At 72.9% G+C, this 15785-nt stretch carries 16 protein-coding genes; 6 read left to right on the forward strand and 10 right to left on the reverse strand.

Annotated elements, in window-relative coordinates; translation table 11 throughout:
- The first annotated feature begins 15 nt into the window (after positions 1-15).
- A complete protein-coding gene (locus CFK41_RS14785; protein WP_096800365.1) occupies positions 16-1749 on the forward strand; it encodes a DEAD/DEAH box helicase in 1734 nt (577 codons plus the stop codon).
- A gap of 60 nt (positions 1750-1809) precedes the next feature.
- Here CFK41_RS14785 and CFK41_RS17990 read toward each other — a convergent pair whose 3' ends face one another.
- The 6 genes from CFK41_RS17990 to CFK41_RS14810 form a co-directional block, all read right to left on the reverse strand.
- Positions 1810-1947, reverse strand: a complete 138-nt coding sequence (locus tag CFK41_RS17990; protein WP_169928835.1) for a hypothetical protein — start codon at positions 1945-1947, stop codon at positions 1810-1812.
- Positions 1948-2115: 168 nt separating this feature from the next.
- The gene (locus CFK41_RS14790; RefSeq protein WP_096800366.1) at positions 2116-2346 is read right to left on the reverse strand and encodes a sulfurtransferase TusA family protein; all 231 of its coding nucleotides are present in this window, start codon (positions 2344-2346) and stop codon (positions 2116-2118) included.
- A 101-nt stretch (positions 2347-2447) separates the two neighbouring features.
- Positions 2448-3530 (reverse strand): YeeE/YedE family protein, encoded by a 1083-nt coding sequence (locus CFK41_RS14795; protein ID WP_096801113.1) that lies wholly within the window; start codon positions 3528-3530, stop codon positions 2448-2450.
- A 75-nt stretch (positions 3531-3605) separates the two neighbouring features.
- Complete coding sequence (locus CFK41_RS14800) at positions 3606-4256, reverse strand: hypothetical protein (protein WP_096800367.1); 651 nt, start codon at positions 4254-4256, stop codon at positions 3606-3608.
- 161 nt (positions 4257-4417) lie between these two features.
- Positions 4418-5704 (reverse strand): alpha-L-fucosidase, encoded by a 1287-nt coding sequence (locus tag CFK41_RS14805; RefSeq protein WP_096800368.1) that lies wholly within the window; start codon positions 5702-5704, stop codon positions 4418-4420.
- 164 nt (positions 5705-5868) lie between these two features.
- Positions 5869-6180, reverse strand: coding sequence for a hypothetical protein (locus CFK41_RS14810; protein WP_096800369.1), 312 nt, complete (start codon positions 6178-6180; stop codon positions 5869-5871).
- A gap of 285 nt (positions 6181-6465) precedes the next feature.
- On the opposite strand from CFK41_RS14810, the gene CFK41_RS14815 reads away from it, so the two are divergent.
- The gene (locus CFK41_RS14815; RefSeq protein ID WP_096800370.1) at positions 6466-7731 is read left to right on the forward strand and encodes an MFS transporter; all 1266 of its coding nucleotides are present in this window, start codon (positions 6466-6468) and stop codon (positions 7729-7731) included.
- A 34-nt stretch (positions 7732-7765) separates the two neighbouring features.
- Here CFK41_RS14815 and CFK41_RS14820 read toward each other — a convergent pair whose 3' ends face one another.
- Positions 7766-8047, reverse strand: coding sequence for a DUF2277 domain-containing protein (locus CFK41_RS14820; RefSeq protein WP_096800371.1), 282 nt, complete (start codon positions 8045-8047; stop codon positions 7766-7768).
- A gap of 145 nt (positions 8048-8192) precedes the next feature.
- On the opposite strand from CFK41_RS14820, the gene CFK41_RS14825 reads away from it, so the two are divergent.
- Positions 8193-9431, forward strand: coding sequence for a type III PLP-dependent enzyme domain-containing protein (locus CFK41_RS14825; RefSeq protein WP_096800372.1), 1239 nt, complete (start codon positions 8193-8195; stop codon positions 9429-9431).
- A gap of 69 nt (positions 9432-9500) precedes the next feature.
- Here CFK41_RS14825 and CFK41_RS14830 read toward each other — a convergent pair whose 3' ends face one another.
- From CFK41_RS14830 to CFK41_RS14840, 3 genes are all read right to left on the reverse strand, one after another.
- Positions 9501-10550: an aldo/keto reductase gene (locus CFK41_RS14830; RefSeq protein WP_096800373.1), complete on the reverse strand. Its 1050-nt coding sequence runs from the start codon at positions 10548-10550 to the stop codon at positions 9501-9503.
- Between the two features lie 74 nt (positions 10551-10624).
- A complete protein-coding gene (locus CFK41_RS14835; RefSeq protein ID WP_096800374.1) occupies positions 10625-11560 on the reverse strand; it encodes an aldo/keto reductase in 936 nt (311 codons plus the stop codon).
- 49 nt (positions 11561-11609) lie between these two features.
- A complete protein-coding gene (locus CFK41_RS14840; protein WP_096800375.1) occupies positions 11610-12473 on the reverse strand; it encodes an aldo/keto reductase in 864 nt (287 codons plus the stop codon).
- A 102-nt stretch (positions 12474-12575) separates the two neighbouring features.
- Between CFK41_RS14840 and CFK41_RS14845 the strand changes: the two genes are divergently transcribed.
- The 3 genes from CFK41_RS14845 to CFK41_RS14855 are packed head-to-tail and all read left to right on the forward strand — an operon-like array spanning position 12576 to position 15531.
- Positions 12576-13520 (forward strand): LysR family transcriptional regulator, encoded by a 945-nt coding sequence (locus tag CFK41_RS14845; RefSeq protein WP_096800376.1) that lies wholly within the window; start codon positions 12576-12578, stop codon positions 13518-13520.
- Positions 13517-15154, forward strand: coding sequence for an N-acyl-D-amino-acid deacylase family protein (locus tag CFK41_RS14850; protein ID WP_096800377.1), 1638 nt, complete (start codon positions 13517-13519; stop codon positions 15152-15154). The genes CFK41_RS14845 and CFK41_RS14850 overlap by 4 nt, the downstream gene beginning before the upstream one ends.
- Positions 15151-15531 (forward strand): RidA family protein, encoded by a 381-nt coding sequence (locus CFK41_RS14855; RefSeq protein ID WP_096800378.1) that lies wholly within the window; start codon positions 15151-15153, stop codon positions 15529-15531. Before CFK41_RS14850 ends, CFK41_RS14855 begins: the two co-directional genes overlap by 4 nt.
- Positions 15532-15785: the final 254 nt, after the last annotated feature.

The following is a 15785-nucleotide window of genomic DNA, read 5'->3' on the forward strand; positions in this document are numbered from 1 at the left end:
CGATACCCTGGAGCGATGGCCACCCGTCGACGCTCCAGCACCCGTCGGCGAGGCGGATCCTCCCGCCGCAGGAGCACCCGGCACGCCCCGCGGGAGCTGCCCTTCGTCGGCCCGGGCGAGCGGCTGTGGGTGCTCGACGTCCCCTACGGGACGCAGGTCGAGGGCGCCACCTGGCACCCGGCGGTGCGGATGCACCTGCACGTGGGCCGCACCCTGCCCGAGCATCTGGCGCCCTACTCCCCCGGCCCGCACACCCTCGGCCGGTTCCTCGAGAACACGCTGAACCCCGAGGACCCCACGCCCGCTCCCGAGCCGGCGGAGGATCTCGAGCCCCGGCAGAACCAGTTCGAGGCGGCCGATGCGATCGCGGAGCACGCCCAGGCCGGCGGCCGCCTGTTCCTGCTGGCGGACGAGCCCGGGGTCGGCAAGACGATCTCCGCCGTGCTCGGCGCGACGGCCGTCGGCTCCCTCCGGGAGGCGCAGCGGGTGCTGGTCGTCGCGGATCGCCCCGCCGCGATCACCATCGGGCACTGGTGCCGCACGATCACGGCGCTCGGCGACGGCGACCTGGAGTGGGTGGTGATCACCTGGGATCGCCTGGAGAAGGTCGCGGAGCACGACTGGGACGTGATCATCGCCGACGAGGCGCATGCGCTGCGGCGCACCACCACCAAGCGCTGGAAGCTCTGGGCGCGGATCTCGGGGCACTCCCGCCCGCATGAGAAGGCCCCCTTCGTCATCGCGACCACCGCCACGCCCGGCCACACCCCGCTCGAGCTTCCCTATCTCGCCCCCGCCTACGCGCAGGCGCACGGCGAGCCGATGGCGCAGTGGACCTCGGTGAAGCAGCCTGCAGCCGACTTCGCCGACGCCCTCGAGCGCCATGGCGTGGCCCTGGAGCGCGGGCGCTACGGCGCCACCTGGACCAACGACGCGACCCGTCGGGCGGAGGATCTCGCGCGCGTGCGCGGCTGGCTCGAGGGCCGGCGGCCGACGGCCATGCTGCACCGCGCGGCGCCCTGGGGGCCGGTGCCGATCTCCGGGATGCCGGTGACGCTCACGCCCGCGGAGCGCGAGGCGTACGAGGCGGAGTGGGGCGAGTTCTGCCGCGAGATGGACATCGCCCGCCGTGGCCGGAACACCGCCAAGGGGCGTGCCGCGCTGCTGCGGTTCCGGCAGAAGGCCGGGCTGATCAGGGTGGACTCCACGGTCGCGTGGATCGCCCAGCAGGTCGAGGCCGAGCGGCAGGTGGCGTGCTCGGTCGAGTTCGTCGGCACCGCCGCGGATCCGATCGCGGAGCGGCTGCGGGACTCCGGGATCGAGGTCGCCTCGATCTACGGCCGGGACCGGTTCGACGCCGAGGCCGAGCGGCTGCGGTTCCAGACCGGCGAGGCGACGGTCTGCGTGTTCACCACCGTCGCCTCGATCAGCCTCCACGCCGGCGAGACCCTCGAGGGCGGCCGGCGGGCGAGCACGCTGCCGCGCGTCGGCCTCTTCCACCAGGCGCGCTTCTCCGGCATCGCCGGCCGCCAGGTCACCGGGCGCACCCACCGCGACCACCAGGTCTCCCCCTGGCACATCGCCTACGCGCAGGGCACCGTCGAGGAGCAGGTCAGCAAGGTGATGGTGGAGCGCATCGCCGCCGCCAGCGACACTGTCGGCGGAGACACCGCCGGGCTCTGCGACGTGGCGGAGCTGCTCGGGGCGGACTGGCTGCCGGCGACGAGCCTGACCGAGGGCAGCGCCTGACGGAGGCGGTCCATCGTCCGGTGACCCGCGGGGGCGTCCCGATCCGGGCGCCCGCCGAGGTCACGTCAGGAGTCGGAGCAGCAGTGCGGGGATGCGCACCAGGAAGTGCACCACGAGCCCGATCACGTCGAGCATCTCCAGGAACAGCGAGGTGCGCTCACCTCCGGTGAGCCGACCTCGTCGACGTCGTCGCCCCATCGATCCGCCCCTCTCCCTGGCGGGTCGCGCTCTTCGCACGATCGCCGCTCGACGCGCAATGCTACGACGTGGTCGGCCTGCTCGCAGGGGACTGCGCCGGACCGTGGACGACGGGCAGGCCGTGCCCCTCATCTCCTGTCGATCGCCCGGACGGCCCTCCCCCCGGGCTCAGGCGCCCTTGCGCACCGTGATGCTCCAGCTCGCCTCGTCCACGCGGTCGAAGGCGACGACCTCGTGGCCGTCCTCGGCCGCCCACTGGGGCAGGGAGTCGGTGGCCTGGGTGCAGTCGAAGCCGATGATCAGGTCATCGCCGGTGTTCAGCTGCTGCATGGCGTTCTTCGCGTCGATCAGCGGGAAGGGGCAGACGGCGCCGTTGGTCTGGAGGGTGTAGGCGGGCATCGAGGGTCCTTTCGGTGGGGCCCGAGGTCGGGCCGGGGGGCGAGTCGGGAATCAGACGGCGGCCGTGCGGCCGGCGGCCGCAGGCGATCAGCGCGAGCCGGTCACGCCGCGGGGGTGAGCGCCGGGGCGGGCCGGTTCGCCGCGGCGGCCTTCTGCGGTCGCACCAGGAAGAACCAGGCGGCGCCCCAGGTGCCGAGCATGATCGCTGCGAAGGAGACCCAGCCCTGGTAGCTGAACAGGCTGGTCTCCACGAGGGAGTTGCCGATGGTGCAGCCGCCGGCGAGCGCCGCGCCCACACCCATGGCGACGCCGCCGCCGGCGCTGCGCAGGATCGTGCTCGCATCCGGCACGCGCCAGCGGAACTCTCCGGCGAGCTTCGCGGCGATGAACGAGCCCACGAGGATGCCGAGCACAAGCATCACCGACCAGTCCACGAGGGTGACATCCCCGGTGGTCAGGAAGGTGACGATCTTGGCCGAGGGCGTGGTGATGCCGAGCCCGCCGTTGCGGCCGGCCGCGGTGGAGAGCACCCAGGCGAGGATGCCGATGAGGCCCAGCAGCACGCCGCCCACCCAGGGGCTCCAGGGGATGTCGGCGAGGTAGTGGCCGATGCCGGTGCGCCGTGCGGGCAGGCGCAGGGCCGCCGGGCGGCCTGCGCTGCGCGCGGCGCTCGCGCGCACCTGGCGCACCACGAGCACGGCGACCAGGACGCTGAACAGGATCGTGGGCACCCAGACGCTCACTCCCAGGGTCTCCTGGATCGTGGAGTCGGCGGTGGTGCGGGCACGGGCGGCCTCGGTGAATCCGCCGAGCGGCCCGTACTTCATGACCGCGGCGAACAGGGCGTAGAAGATCAGCGCCACCCACGAGCCGATGAGGCCCTCACCGGCGCGGTAGTAGGTGCCGGTGGCGCAGCCGCCGGCCATGATGATGCCAATGCCGAACACCAGCCCGCCGCCGATCACGGCGAGCGGGGCGAAGGTGGCCGGCTCCGGCGCGATGACGCCCACGCCGGTCAGCGCCGCGACGCCGATCGCCTGGATCGCGATCGCGAGCAGGAAGGGGATGAAGTAGCGCGCCGAGCGGGTCAGATAGAGGTCGCGGAACGCGCCGGTGACGCAGAACCGCGAGCGCTGCAGGACATAGCCGAGCACGGCGCCGAGGAGGAGGCCGGTGAGGATCATGTCGGGCACGCTAACTTATGGACTTCATAAGCGAAACCCGTGAGCCGGTCGGTGAACATCACCGCGGGCCTCACCTCACATCGACGAGCCCCGCATCAGCCGCGCCGCCCCGGCGGCGATCCACGCCGCACCCACCCCGACCACCAGCGAGAGCAGCAGGTCCGAGTACCAGATCACCGGGGTCGCGACCCCGGCCAGCAGCAGGCCGAAGCGCACCAGCGCCGGGATCGCCGCGCCGAGAGCCAGCACGTACAGGAACGGGGACCTGCCGCGCACCACGAGCCACCCGAGGATCGCCACGCCCAGGGCGAGGGTGCCGGGGGTCAGCAGGGTCCACAGCCAGATGGGCCGCCCGGGGAGGGCGCCGGTGACTCGGAGGTGCACGATCAGCGCGGCCAGCGGGATCACCACCACGGCCAGGAGCGCCGTCGGCGCCGTCCTGATCGGGGACGCGGGCGCGATGGCGAGGCCGCCGGCGAGCAGGAGCGCGCCGAGCGCCAGCTGGATCACGACCTGGGCCGCGAGCAGCGGATCGATCGCGCCGACGCTCAGCAGCGGTCCCGGCCGCCACTGCAGCACCAGGTAGACACCGAGCACGACCGCCACGAGCGACGCGCCGTAGCGGGCGCCGCGGCGACGCTCCCGGGAGTCCGCCCGGGCGCCGGGAGCGCGGGGCTCCCCCGGCGCATCACCGGAGAAGACGGGCGGCTGGACGGGATCGGACATGGTGACTCCCTGGTGGGATGGAGGCCAGCGCGCAACGGATCGTGCGGCGAGGTCCATCATGCCGTCCGTCCGCCCGCTCCCCCGGGATCCGTGCTGCGTTTCCGCCCCGTCGACTGCGGCGAGGTCCGGGCACGGGCCCGCTCCGCCTACGGGCCCGCCGGTCAGTGCGCGGCGGCAGTGATCCCGATCGGTGCGACATCCTCGCCGCCGAGCGCCACCTCGACCCCGCCCTCGGGCCAGTCGAACCCCTGCGGCAGCGCCGAGGCCTCCACCGCCAGCGCGCCCTCCGGACCGCTGAGGAACACATGGCAGCTCCCGTCCTTCTCGACCGCGCGAGCCCAGTCCGCACCGGGGATCTCGAGCTCGCCGAGGCCGCGGGAGCCGGCCAGATGCGCCTTGTGCTCGGCCATGAACTCGCCGAGCGACTCGAGCGCCGCGATCTGCAGCTCGTGCAGCGACCCGTCGGCCCGGGGCCCGACGTTCAGGAGGACGCGCCCGCCCTGGGCGACGGCGTCGACCACGTGGCGGACGGCCTGCGCGCCGCTCATGTACTGCGAGGCGTCCTCGACCTGGTTGTAGCCGAAGGAGAGCCCGATGCCTCGGCAGTTCTCCCACGGCGTGCCCTCGGGGATCTCCCCGGCCTGGTACTCCGTGGTCGCGTAGTCCTGATGCACGCCGGAGAAGCGGTCGTTGATCAGGCCTTCGGGGCGCTGGTCGTAGAAGTGCTGCAGCAGCTCGCCGAGGCCGCCCTCCTCGAAGTGGAAGTTCTCGTCCGGCCAGCCGATGTCGTTCCAGAACACGTCCGGACCGTAGCCGTCGATGAGGTCGCGCACGTGGGCGGCGCAGTACTTCCCGTACTCGTCGTCGCGGGGGCGCTTCAGGTCGTGCACGTCCTGCCCGGTCTCCAGCGGGTCCGTCGGCCGCACGTGCCAGTCCAGACCGCCGGAGTAGTAGACGCCGAAGCGCATCCCGGCCTCGGTGGTGGCCTGCGCGATCTCGCCCACCAGGTCGCGGTGCGGGCCACGGCGCACGGTGTTGCGGTCACCGGTGCCGGGGGCGTCCCACAGCGTGATGCCGTCGTGGTGCTTGGTGGTGGGGATGACGTAGTCCGCGCCGGCGCGGCGGAAGAGATCCGCCCAGGCGGCCGGGTCGAACGCGGAGGTGTCCCACTGGTCCAGGAAGTCGTCGTACGGGGCGTCGCCGTGCACCTCGCGATGGTGCTCCGCGGCGGGAGATCCCTCGAGGCGGATCGTGTTGAAGTACCACTCGGCGTAGGGGTTGTGCGCGAACCAGCCCAGGTCGTCGGCGACCGCGCCGAGCTCGGCGGTGGGCTCGGCCCACGCGGGCACCGAGTACGCGCCCCAGTGGATGAAGATCCCCAGCGGGGCATCGCGGAACCAGTCGGGCAGGCGCTGCGGGAGGGCGTCCCAGGGCGTGGAGTCGGACATCGTCGTCTCGCTTTCTCGGTGGTCGAGTCAGCGGGAGCACCCCGGGATACATGGGATGTCTGCTCCGCCGGAGAACACACTTCCGCAGGCCAGCATCAGAGTCAAGCCCCTTCCAGGGCGCAGAGGAAGGATGCTCGGGCCAGTCCTGGTCCCTAGAGCTGGATTCAGCGCATCCCGCCGCGCTGGGCGAGCTTCTCCTTGACGCCCTGCAGGGCGCGACCGAGGCCGGAGGCCTCCTCCTCCTCGGCAGGGGTCTCCACGAAGTCGACGATGGAGCGCATGGTCGCCAGGTCGATGCTGGGCATCCCGCCCCCGAGGAGGGTGGCGATCCGCTCGCCGACGAGGGTCTCGAGGCGGTCGGCGGCCTCGGCACCCCGCTTCTCCCGTGCGGTCTCGAGGCGCTCGCGGAGGAGCTTCTCGGCGACGGGCGAGGTGGGGACGGGCTCGGGGCTGCCGGCGACGGTGATGTGTTCCATGTGGAGGTCCCAACGTGTCGTGGAAGAGCGCGCGGTGCGTTCTGCCCGCAGCGGCCGGGCTGCTGCGACCGGCACACGTGCACAGTACTCGGACCGCCGGTGCTCGCCACGGCCGTCCGGGCTGCGGGCATCCGCCGGTGGTGGTGCCGGCGCCCGACGTTCGCTTGCCCACACGCCCCTCCGCGGCCCCTTGGCCTGGACAAGGGGGCTCATTAGGCTGGATGAGCACTCTCCGCTTCCAGCGTCGGCAGCGATCCCCGTTCCCCTGTGCGCTGGAGGCCCTGCATGACGACGACCCCGACGCCGACGATGCCCACGGCCGCCCCGCTGTCGCCCGGCCGTCTGCGGCTGGTGATCCTGGCGATGTCGCTGGGCGCTTTCGCGATCGGCACCACCGAGTTCGCGAGCATGGGGCTGCTGCCGCAGATCGCCCGCGACCTCGAGGTGTCCGTCCCGCAGGCCGGCATGCTCATCACCCTGTACGCGCTCGGCGTGGTGATCGGGGCGCCGCTGGTGACGATCGCCGCCGTGAGGATGCCCCGTGCCCGGCTGCTGGTGCTGCTGATCGGCCTGATCGGGCTCGGGAACCTGCTCTCCGCGATCGCGCCGGACTTCGCCACCCTCGCCATCGCCCGCTTCATCGCCGGGCTCCCCCACGGCGCCTTCTTCGGCGTCGCCTCGCTGGTCGCCTCCCGCCTCTCCCCTCCCGGCCGCCGCGCACGGTCGGTCTCGCTGGTGATGCTGGGGCTGACGATCGCGACCATGGTGGGCGTCCCCGCCTCGACCGCGCTCGGCCAGAGCGTCGGCTGGCGCTCGGCCTACGTCATCGTGGTGGTGATCGCCGCGGCGACCACCCTCGCGATCTGGCGCCTGGTCCCCGAGCCCGAGGGCACCGGCTCCGCCGGATCGATCCGCGGGGAGCTGCGCGCCCTGCGCCGCGCCCAGGTGTGGTTCGCGCTCGGCATCGGCGCCATCGGCTTCGGCGGCATGTTCGCCGTCTACAGCTACATCGGCGAGATCGTGCCGGGCGTCATGGGCCTCGGCGAGCGCGGCGTGCCGGTGGCGCTGTTCGTGTTCGGCCTGGGCATGACCCTGGGGAACATCCTCGCCGGGCGGCTCGCGGACCGCAGCGTCTACGGCACCATCTTCGCGGGACTCGTGGGCATGGCGGTGAGCCTCGCCGTGTTCGGCCTGGTCGCCCACAGCGCGATCGCCGGGATGCTCCTGCTGCTCGCGATCGCGATCACCTCCCAGCTCATGGGGCCCTCGCTGCAGCTGTTCCTGCTGGACGCCTCCCCCGACGCCCCCTCGCTCGCCGCGGCCCTGCACCACTCGGCGCTGAACATCGGCAACTCGCTCGGCGCCGCCCTCGGCGCGGCCGTGCTCGCCGCCGGCTGGGGCCTGCTCGCCCCGGCCTGGACCGGCGTGATCCTCGCGGTGCTGGGCCTCGGGATCGCCGGCTGGTCCTTCGCCGTGCACCGCCGCCAGCAGGCCCGCGCGGCGCGTTCGCTCGAGCAGGCGGCCGCGGCCGAGGTGCCCGCTCCCTGCTGAGCCGCCTCCGGCCGTCGGGCGGCGGCGAGACCTCCTACGACGCGGCGCTCTGACCGAAGCGCTTCGCCGAGCGGATTCGGGCCTTCTCCCGCTCCACCTCGCGGTCCTTCGCCGGAGCGGAGGTGACGAGGTCCGCCAGCAGATGCTCGGTGGCGTGGGCGATCTCGGCGACGGCCCGCTCGAACACCTCGGCGTTGGCCTGCGAGGGCTTCGTCATCCCGCTGACCTTGCGCACGTACTGCAGGGCGGCGTCGTGCACCTCCTGCGAGGTGGCCTCGGGCTCGAAGTTGTGGAGCGGTCTGATGTTCCGGCACATGGGATCAGGCTGGCACGGGCGGACCCCGGCGGCAACAGGTGCTGCGGCCCGACGGCACCGGGGCACCTCGGCCGCTCGAACTTGAACTTCGCCGCCGCGCCCCGGAGACTCGCAGTCCACGCTCCCCCACCCAACGAGGTCATCGATGCCCGAGCATGCCCCCTCCGCCGCCGAGCGCACCGTCGGGTTGGAGGACAAGTCCTTCCCCGCGGCCCTCGTCGGCCGCCCGATCTCCGAGCTGGACGCGCCGCTCAGCACCTTCTCCACCCCGCTCCTGGTGCTCGATGCGGCGGCGATGACGCACAACCTCGAGGTCATGGCGCGGTGGACCGGCGAGCGCGGGCTGGAGCTGATGCCGCACGGGAAGACCACGATGGCGCCGGTCCTGTGGCGCCGTCAGCTCGAGGCGGGGTGCACCGGGATCACCGTGGCCACCGGCTGGCAGGCCGATCTCGCGCTGCGCGCGGGCGTCCCCACCGTGCAGCTCGCCAACGCCTGCACCGACCCGGCACTGCTGCGACGCCTCGCCGAGCACCTGGCCGAGCACCCCGAGCAGGAGCTCGTCTGCTGGGCCGACAGCCTCGCCACGATCGATCTGCTCGAGCGGGAGCTGCCGGCCGGTTCGCGGCTCGGCGTGCTCGTGGAGCTGGGGGCCGACGGAGCCCGCACCGGCGCCCGCGAGGAGTCGACCGCCCTGGAGATCGCCGAGCGGGTCACCGCCTCGGAGGTGCTCGTCCTGCGCGGCGCCTCCGGCTACGAGGGGGCGATCGCGCACGACCGCTCCCCCGCGGCCCTCGCCGCGGTCTCCGCCTACTGCGAGCGCCTCGCCGCGCTCGCGCAGCAGCTGGACGCGCTGGTCGAGGGCGAGACCTGGGTGACCGCAGGGGGCAGCGCCTACTTCGACCTGGTGGCCGACGCCTTCGCCCCGCTCCGGGGCATGCGCCGCATCCTGCGCTCCGGCGCGTACATCGTCCACGACTCCGGGTTCTACCGGGGCATCTCCCCGCTGGACACCACGCGCGACATCGCCGAGTCCGAGGCGCTGCTGCCCGGCATGCGCGCCTACGCCCGTGTGGTCTCGATGCCCGAGCCCGGCCTCGCGCTGCTCGACGCCGGCAAGCGTGACGTCCCCTACGACGAGGGACTGCCCGTTCCGCTCGCCGTCGCGGGCGAGCTCGGCGGCCCGGAGCGGGAGCTGGACGGGGAGATCACGGCGCTGAACGACCAGCACGCCTTCCTCCGCCACACGGGGGAGCTCGCGATCGGCGAGGTCGTCACGCTCGGTCTCTCGCACCCCTGCACGGCCTTCGACAAGTGGCGGCTCATCCCGGTGGCCGATGCAGCCACCGGCACCGTGCACGAGGCGGTCGAGACCTTCTTCTGAGCGACGGACCCCGTGCACCGGCCCGTGCGGGGCCGGGGCACGGGGTCCGAGCGCGCGGACGACGGGGGCTCAGCGCCCTCCGTCGATCCTGCGGTGCCGCTGCTGCGTGCCGGCCGCACCGTAGGGGTAGTCCTCGATCACCGGGGCGCTCGCGCTCGTGAGCCGGTCCAGCTGCTCCGCGCTGAGGGCGAGGGAGGCCGCCCCCATGTTGTCCTCCAGCTGCTCGAGCGTCCGGACCCCGAGGATCACCGAGGTGACGGCGGGCTGGGCCGCCAGCCAGGCGAGCGCCACCTGCGAGGAGGAGGCGCCGAGCTCGTCGGCGACCTCCGCGACGGTGTCGATGACCCGCCAGGTGCGCTCCTCCGCGTTGCGCGCCTCCCAGGCCTCCATCCCCCGCTCGGGGTTCTCCCCCAGCCGCGTCGCGCCGCTGGGCCGCTGGTCACGGCGGTACTTGCCGCTCAGCCAGCCGCCGCCGAGCGGCGACCAGGGCAGCAGGCCGATGCCGGCGTCGAGCGCGGCCGGGACGATCTCGTGCTCGATCCCGCGCACGAGCAGGTTGTACTGCGGCTGCAGCGTCACGGGCAGCTCCCACCCGTGCTGCCGGGCGACGTGCACGGCCTTGGTGAGCTGCCAGCCGGTGTAGTTCGAGAAGCCGTAGTAGCCGATCTTGCCGGCCGAGACGGCGTCGTCGAGGAAGCGCAGGGTCTCCTCCACCGGGGTCAGCGCGTCCCAGGCATGCATCTGGTAGAGGTCGATGTGCTCGACACCGAGACGGCGCAGGGAGTCGTCCAGGGCCGTGCGGAGGTGGCGCCGAGAGGTGCCGAGGTCGTTCGGCCCGGTCCCCATCGGGAACCGTCCCTTGGTGGCCAGGACCACCTGGGCCGCCTCGGCGGGCCGGGATGCCAGCCAGCGGCCGATGATCTCCTCGCTCGTGCCCGCGCTGTAGACGTCGGCGGTGTCCAGGAGGTTCCCTCCCGCGGCGACGTAGGCGTCCATCAGGGCGTGCGAGGTGGCCTCGTCGGCCTCGGCCCCGAAGGTCATGGTGCCGAGGGCGAGGGTCGAGACCGCCGCGCCGCTGCGGCCGAGGGTGCGGTGGGTGGTGGCGGAGGGCTGGGACATGGGTGGTTCTCCTGTCGGGGGTGAGGGGCCTGCCGGGGCGCCGGGGCGGCAGGACCGCCCCGGCGCGTCACCGGTCAGGGCACGCGGTGTCCGGCGGCGCGGAAGAGCTCGTACCACTCGGCGCGGGTGAGCGGGACCTCGGAGCCCTGGGCCGCTCCCGCGACGCGCTCGGGGCTCGTGGTGCCGAGCACGACCTGCATCTGCGCGGGGTGACGGGTGATCCAGGCGGTGGCGATCGCGATCGGCGGCACGTCGTACTGGGCGGCGAGCCGGTCGATGACGGCGTTCAGCTCCGGGTAGTCGGGCGAGCCGAGGAACACGCCGTTGAAGAAGCCGGCCTGGAACGGGGACCACGCCTGGACGGTGATGTCGTGCAGACGGCAGTAGTCGAGGATCCCGCCGCCGTCACGGGTGACGGACTGCTGCTCGTCGAGCATGTTCGCGGCGACGCCCTGGGCGATGATCGGCTCGTGGGTGATGGACAGCTGCAGCTGGTTGGCGACGATCGGCTGCGTCACGTGCTTGCGCAGCAGATCGATCTGGTGCGGGGTGTGGTTCGAGACGCCGAAGCTGCGCACCTTGCCCGAGGACTCGAGCTCGTCGAAGGCGCGGGCCACCTCCTCGGGCTCGACCAGAGCGTCCGGGCGGTGCAGCAGCAGGATGTCGATGTGGTCGGTCTGCAGGGCCTTCAGCGAGCCCTCGACGGACTCGATGAGGTGCTCGTAGGAGAAGTCGAAGTACGGCCCCTCCGGCACGATCCCGGCCTTGGTCTGGATCGTGATCTCGTCGCGCTGCGAGGGCGTCAGCTGCATCGCCTCGGCGAAGCGACGCTCGCAGCCGTGCAGGTCCCCGCCGTAGACGTCGGCGTGGTCGAAGAAGTCGATGCCGGCGTCGCGGGCCGTGCGGACGAGCTCGCGCACCTCGTCGTCGGTCTTCTCGGCGATGCGCATGAGTCCGAGCACCACGTTGGGCACGAGGAGCTGGGATCCGGGCAGGGTGAAGGTCTTCACGGTAGGGGGATGTCCTTTCGAGGGGTGGGGTGGGGTCGGGGCGTGCGGGTCAGCTCGCGGCGGAGAGCAGCGCGATCTCCTCCGAGGTCAGCTCGAGCTCGGCGGCCCGCACGGAGTCGGTGATGCTCGCCGGACGCGAGGCGCCCGGGATCGGGATGACCACCGGCGCCAGGGACAGCTCCCAGGCGAGGGCGATCTGCTGGGGGCTCACGCCGTGGGCGTCGGCGACGCTCTGGAACGCGGAGTGGTCCTCCCCCACCGCGCCCGCACGGCTGATGCCGCCCAGCGGTGACCACGGGAGGAAGGCGATGCCGAGGTCGGCGCAGTGCCGGAGCTCCTCGAGGCTCGAGCGGTGGGCCGGCGAGAACTGGTTCTGCACCGAGACCAGGCGACCGCCGAGCACCTCCTGGGCCTCGTCGATCTGCGCGACGCTCGCGTTGGAGATCCCGGCCATGACGATGACGCCCTCGTCGAGCAGCTCGCTCAGGGCGCCGACGGACTCCGCGTAGGGCACGCCGGGGTCGGGTCGGTGGAACTGGTAGAGGCCAATCGCCTCGACGCCGAGCCGGCGCGCGGAGGCCTTCGCGACCTCCTTGAGGTGCTCCGGGCGGCCGTCCTGGGTCCAGGAGCCGTCACCGGGGCGCAGGTGCCCGCCCTTGGTCGCCACGAGCACCTCGCCGCTCGCCCCGGGGGCGGTGCGCAGGGCCTCGGCGATGAGCTCCTCGTTGTGGCCCACCTCGCCGGCGTCGCGGTGGTAGGCGTCGGCGGTGTCGATGAGGGTGACGCCGGCGTCGAGGGCGGCGTGGATCGTCGAGATCGAGCGGGCCGCCTCGGGCCGGCCCTCGATGGACATCGGCATGCCGCCGAGCCCGAGGGCGCTCACTGTCCGCTGCCCGAGAGTACGTTGCTGCACTGGAGTGCCTTCCGGTCGATGTGGTGGTGCGATCACGGTAGGCACCGCCATACTAGAAGTAAAACAACTACGTGTTCTGCGATTGAGAAGGAGCGTCGATCAATGGATCTGCGACAGATGGAGTACGTGGTCGCTCTCGCGGAGGAGCAGCAGTTCACCCGCGCCGCGGCGGTCTGCCACGTCTCGCAGTCGGGGCTCTCCGCAGCGATCCGCAGCCTCGAGGACGAGCTCGGCACGGCGCTGTTCTCGCGCACCACCCGTCGGGTGGACACCACCGATGCCGGGCTCGCCCTGCTCCCCTTCGCCCGGGCCACCCTCGCGCAGGCGGCCGCGGGCCGCGATGCCGTGGTGCGCGCGACCCATTCGCTCTCGGGTCGCCTGCACGTCGGCGCGGAGCAGTGCCTGGGCGCCGTGGACGTCCCTCCCCTGCTCGAACGGTTCCATCGCCGGTTCCCGCTGGTCGACATCCACTTCACCCAGGCGGGTTCGCACGACCTCGTCTCGCAGATCCGCGCCGGGGAGCTCGACATCGCCTTCGTCGCGACCACCGAGCACCTCGCGACGGTGCACAGCACGGAGCTCGGCCGTCGCCCGGTGGTGCTGCTGGTCCCGCCCGAGCATCCCCTCGCGGCAGGGGCGAGCGTCGAATGGGCCGCGCTGCACGACGAGGAGTTCATCGACTTCCGCGAGTCCTGGGGCGTGCGGTCGCTCAACGACACCGCGTGCGCGGAGCACGGGATCGCCCGACGGGTGCGATGCACCGTGGACGACATCCACACCCTGCTCGACCTGATCCATCGGGGCCTGGGCATCGCCCTGGTCCCCGAGCACGTGGCGGAGAAGCCCCAGGCGGCAGGGCTGGTGACCCTCCGTCTGCCGCGCGGCTCCGCCCCCTGGTGGGTGGTCTCCGCCGTGACCGGCACGCATGCGGACGCGGCGGCGGCGAGTCTCGTCGATCTCCTCGAGCCGCCCTCCCACGGCCCGCAGCCCGACCCGGCCCTCGCCGGCGCGGACCGCGACGTCGCCGACACCCTGCAGCGCGCATGATCGGGGAGGCGTGGCTGCTCCGCGGGGGTCGCGTCGTCGAGGGCGGCGAGGTCGTCCCCGCCGACGTCCTCGTCGAGGGCGGGCGGATCGCGGCCGTCGGTGGCATCACCGCCTCGCGCGCGAAGGGAGCGCGCCTCCTCGAGGCCGACGGGCGGCTGATCGTCCCGGGCTTCGTCGACACCCACGCGCACGCCGAGGGCGCCGTGTTCGAGCAGGAGGTGCAGCTGGCGCTTCTGCGCCAGGGCATCACGAGCGTGATCGGCGGTCAGGACGGCGTCTCCTACGCGCCCGGCGACGGCGCCTATGCCTCGGAGTACTTCGCGGCCATCAACGGACCCCACCCCACCTATCGCGGCGCCCGGGTCTCCGAGCTGCTGGCCACCTATGACGGCACCGTGCCGCTGAACGTCGCCTATCTCGTCCCCGCCGGCACGGTGCGCCACCTCGTGATGGGCAACGCCGAGCGTCCGGCGGGTCCCGAGGAGATCGCCCGCATGCGCGAGCTCGTCGCCCAGGGAGTGGCCGACGGCGCCGTGGGCCTGTCCACGGGGCTCGACTACACCCCCGGACTCCACGCCTCCGCCCAGGAGATCGCTGCCCTGTGCGCTCCGCTGGCCGGGGCGGGCCTGCCGTATGTGACCCACATGCGCGGAGGCTACGAGGACAACTCGCAGGAGGGGGTCGAGGAGGTCGCCCGGATCGCTCTCGAGTCCGGGGCGTCCGTGCACATCTCCCACTTCCACACGCGCGCCGACGAGGCCGATCGGCTCATCACCTGGCTCGCGGAGCAGGGCGTGGACGCGACCTTCGACGCCTACCCGTACACGCGCGGCTGCTCCATCCTCGGCATGACCCTGCTGCCACCGGCCGTGAACGCGATGGACCCCGACGCGGCGGCGGCGCTGCTGCGCGACCCGGCCGAGCGCGAGCGGCTGCGCACGCAGTGGTTCCCCCGGGTCGACGACCACCCGAGCCTGGGACCGCAGTGGCCCGAGCTGATCACCCTCGCCCACACCGTCGCTGCGGAGTTCGACTGGGCGCACGGGCTCACCCTCGCCCAGATCGCGCGGCGGCGCGGAACCGACCCCGTCGAGACGGCGCTGGACCTCCTCGCCGCCTCCCGTCTGCAGGTGAACGTCGTGATGGCCGTGCGGGACCAGCGGCCGGTCTCCGACCTCGGCCGCCTCATCGCCCAGCCGCGGCACCTCGGCGGCTCCGACGGGATCTTCGTCGGAGCCCACCCTCACCCGCGGGCGCGCGGAACCTTCGCCGCCTATCTCGGGACCTACGTGCGCGAGCACGGCGTCCTCTCATGGCCGGAGGCGGTGCAGCACCTGTCGACCGGCCCCGTCGACCGCTTCCGTCTCGGCGCCCGTGGGCACATCCGCCCCGGCCACCTCGCTGACATCGCCCTGATCGACGAGGACGCCGTATGCGACACTGCGACGTACGAAGAGCCCCATGGCCTGGCCGTGGGCATCGACGACGTGCTCGTCGCGGGCCGCCCGGTGCTCCGAGCGGGCCGGCTCACCCATGACAGGCCCGGCCGCGGTCTCCGTGCCGCGCCGACCGCCTCGCAGGACACGCCCCCTGCACAGACCCAGATCCGCACCGCACCCCCGGGAGAACGATGACCCCCAAGGAAGCCCTCCACACCGAGAACGCCCCGCAGCCCGCGGGCCCCTACAGCCAGGCGATCGTGAGCGGCGATCTGCTCTTCACCGCCGGCTTCGGCCCCCAGGACCCGGCCACCGGCGAGGTCGCCGAGTCCGTCGGAGAGCAGACCCGCCAGGTGCTGCGGAACATCCAGGCGGTGCTCGCCGAGCGCGGCGCCACCCTGGACGACGCGCTGAAGACCACCGTGCACCTCGCCGACCTCGCCGACTTCCAGGAGTTCAACGCGGCGTACCGCGAGTTCTTCTCCGAGCCGTTCCCGGTGCGCACCACCGTCGGCTCGCAGCTTGCGAACATCCTGGTGGAGATCGACCTGGTGGCGCGGCTCCAGGGCTGACCGCTCCCGGGGCGGCCGGCGCGCATCGTCGGCCGCCCCGGCCCCGCCCATCCCGGGCGATGGAACCCTGCCCGCTCCGCTGACCTTCACCGATGAGCTCCAGGACGCGCTGGACCCTCTCCACGCCGGCCACCATCTGTTCCTCACCGGACGAGCCGGCACCGGCAGGTCGGCGCTGATCAGGCACTTCCTGGAGACCACCGGACGCTCCGCCCTCACCATCGCGCCCACCGCTCGACGAGAAGCTGGCGCTC

It is taken from the genome of Brachybacterium ginsengisoli (assembly GCF_002407065.1).
Taxonomy (GTDB): Bacteria; Actinomycetota; Actinomycetes; order Actinomycetales; family Dermabacteraceae; genus Brachybacterium; species Brachybacterium ginsengisoli.

What these genes read in the sequence shown, in the direction of transcription:
- CFK41_RS14815 (WP_096800370.1), top strand. Translation starts at nt 6,466, where the DNA reads ATGACGACGACCCCGACGCCGACGATGCCCACGGCCGCCCCGCTGTCG.
- CFK41_RS14845 (WP_096800376.1), top strand. Translation starts at nt 12,576, where the DNA reads ATGGATCTGCGACAGATGGAGTACGTGGTCGCTCTCGCGGAGGAGCAG.
- CFK41_RS14785 (WP_096800365.1), top strand. Translation starts at nt 16, where the DNA reads ATGGCCACCCGTCGACGCTCCAGCACCCGTCGGCGAGGCGGATCCTCC.
- CFK41_RS14805 (WP_096800368.1), bottom strand. Translation starts at nt 5,704, where the DNA reads ATGTCCGACTCCACGCCCTGGGACGCCCTCCCGCAGCGCCTGCCCGAC.
- CFK41_RS14825 (WP_096800372.1), top strand. Translation starts at nt 8,193, where the DNA reads ATGCCCGAGCATGCCCCCTCCGCCGCCGAGCGCACCGTCGGGTTGGAG.
- CFK41_RS14820 (WP_096800371.1), bottom strand. Translation starts at nt 8,047, where the DNA reads ATGTGCCGGAACATCAGACCGCTCCACAACTTCGAGCCCGAGGCCACC.
- CFK41_RS14850 (WP_096800377.1), top strand. Translation starts at nt 13,517, where the DNA reads ATGATCGGGGAGGCGTGGCTGCTCCGCGGGGGTCGCGTCGTCGAGGGC.
- CFK41_RS14790 (WP_096800366.1), bottom strand. Translation starts at nt 2,346, where the DNA reads ATGCCCGCCTACACCCTCCAGACCAACGGCGCCGTCTGCCCCTTCCCG.
- CFK41_RS14795 (WP_096801113.1), bottom strand. Translation starts at nt 3,530, where the DNA reads ATGATCCTCACCGGCCTCCTCCTCGGCGCCGTGCTCGGCTATGTCCTG.
- CFK41_RS14800 (WP_096800367.1), bottom strand. Translation starts at nt 4,256, where the DNA reads ATGTCCGATCCCGTCCAGCCGCCCGTCTTCTCCGGTGATGCGCCGGGG.
- CFK41_RS14830 (WP_096800373.1), bottom strand. Translation starts at nt 10,550, where the DNA reads ATGTCCCAGCCCTCCGCCACCACCCACCGCACCCTCGGCCGCAGCGGC.
- CFK41_RS17990 (WP_169928835.1), bottom strand. Translation starts at nt 1,947, where the DNA reads ATGGGGCGACGACGTCGACGAGGTCGGCTCACCGGAGGTGAGCGCACC.
- CFK41_RS14810 (WP_096800369.1), bottom strand. Translation starts at nt 6,180, where the DNA reads ATGGAACACATCACCGTCGCCGGCAGCCCCGAGCCCGTCCCCACCTCG.
- CFK41_RS14855 (WP_096800378.1), top strand. Translation starts at nt 15,151, where the DNA reads ATGACCCCCAAGGAAGCCCTCCACACCGAGAACGCCCCGCAGCCCGCG.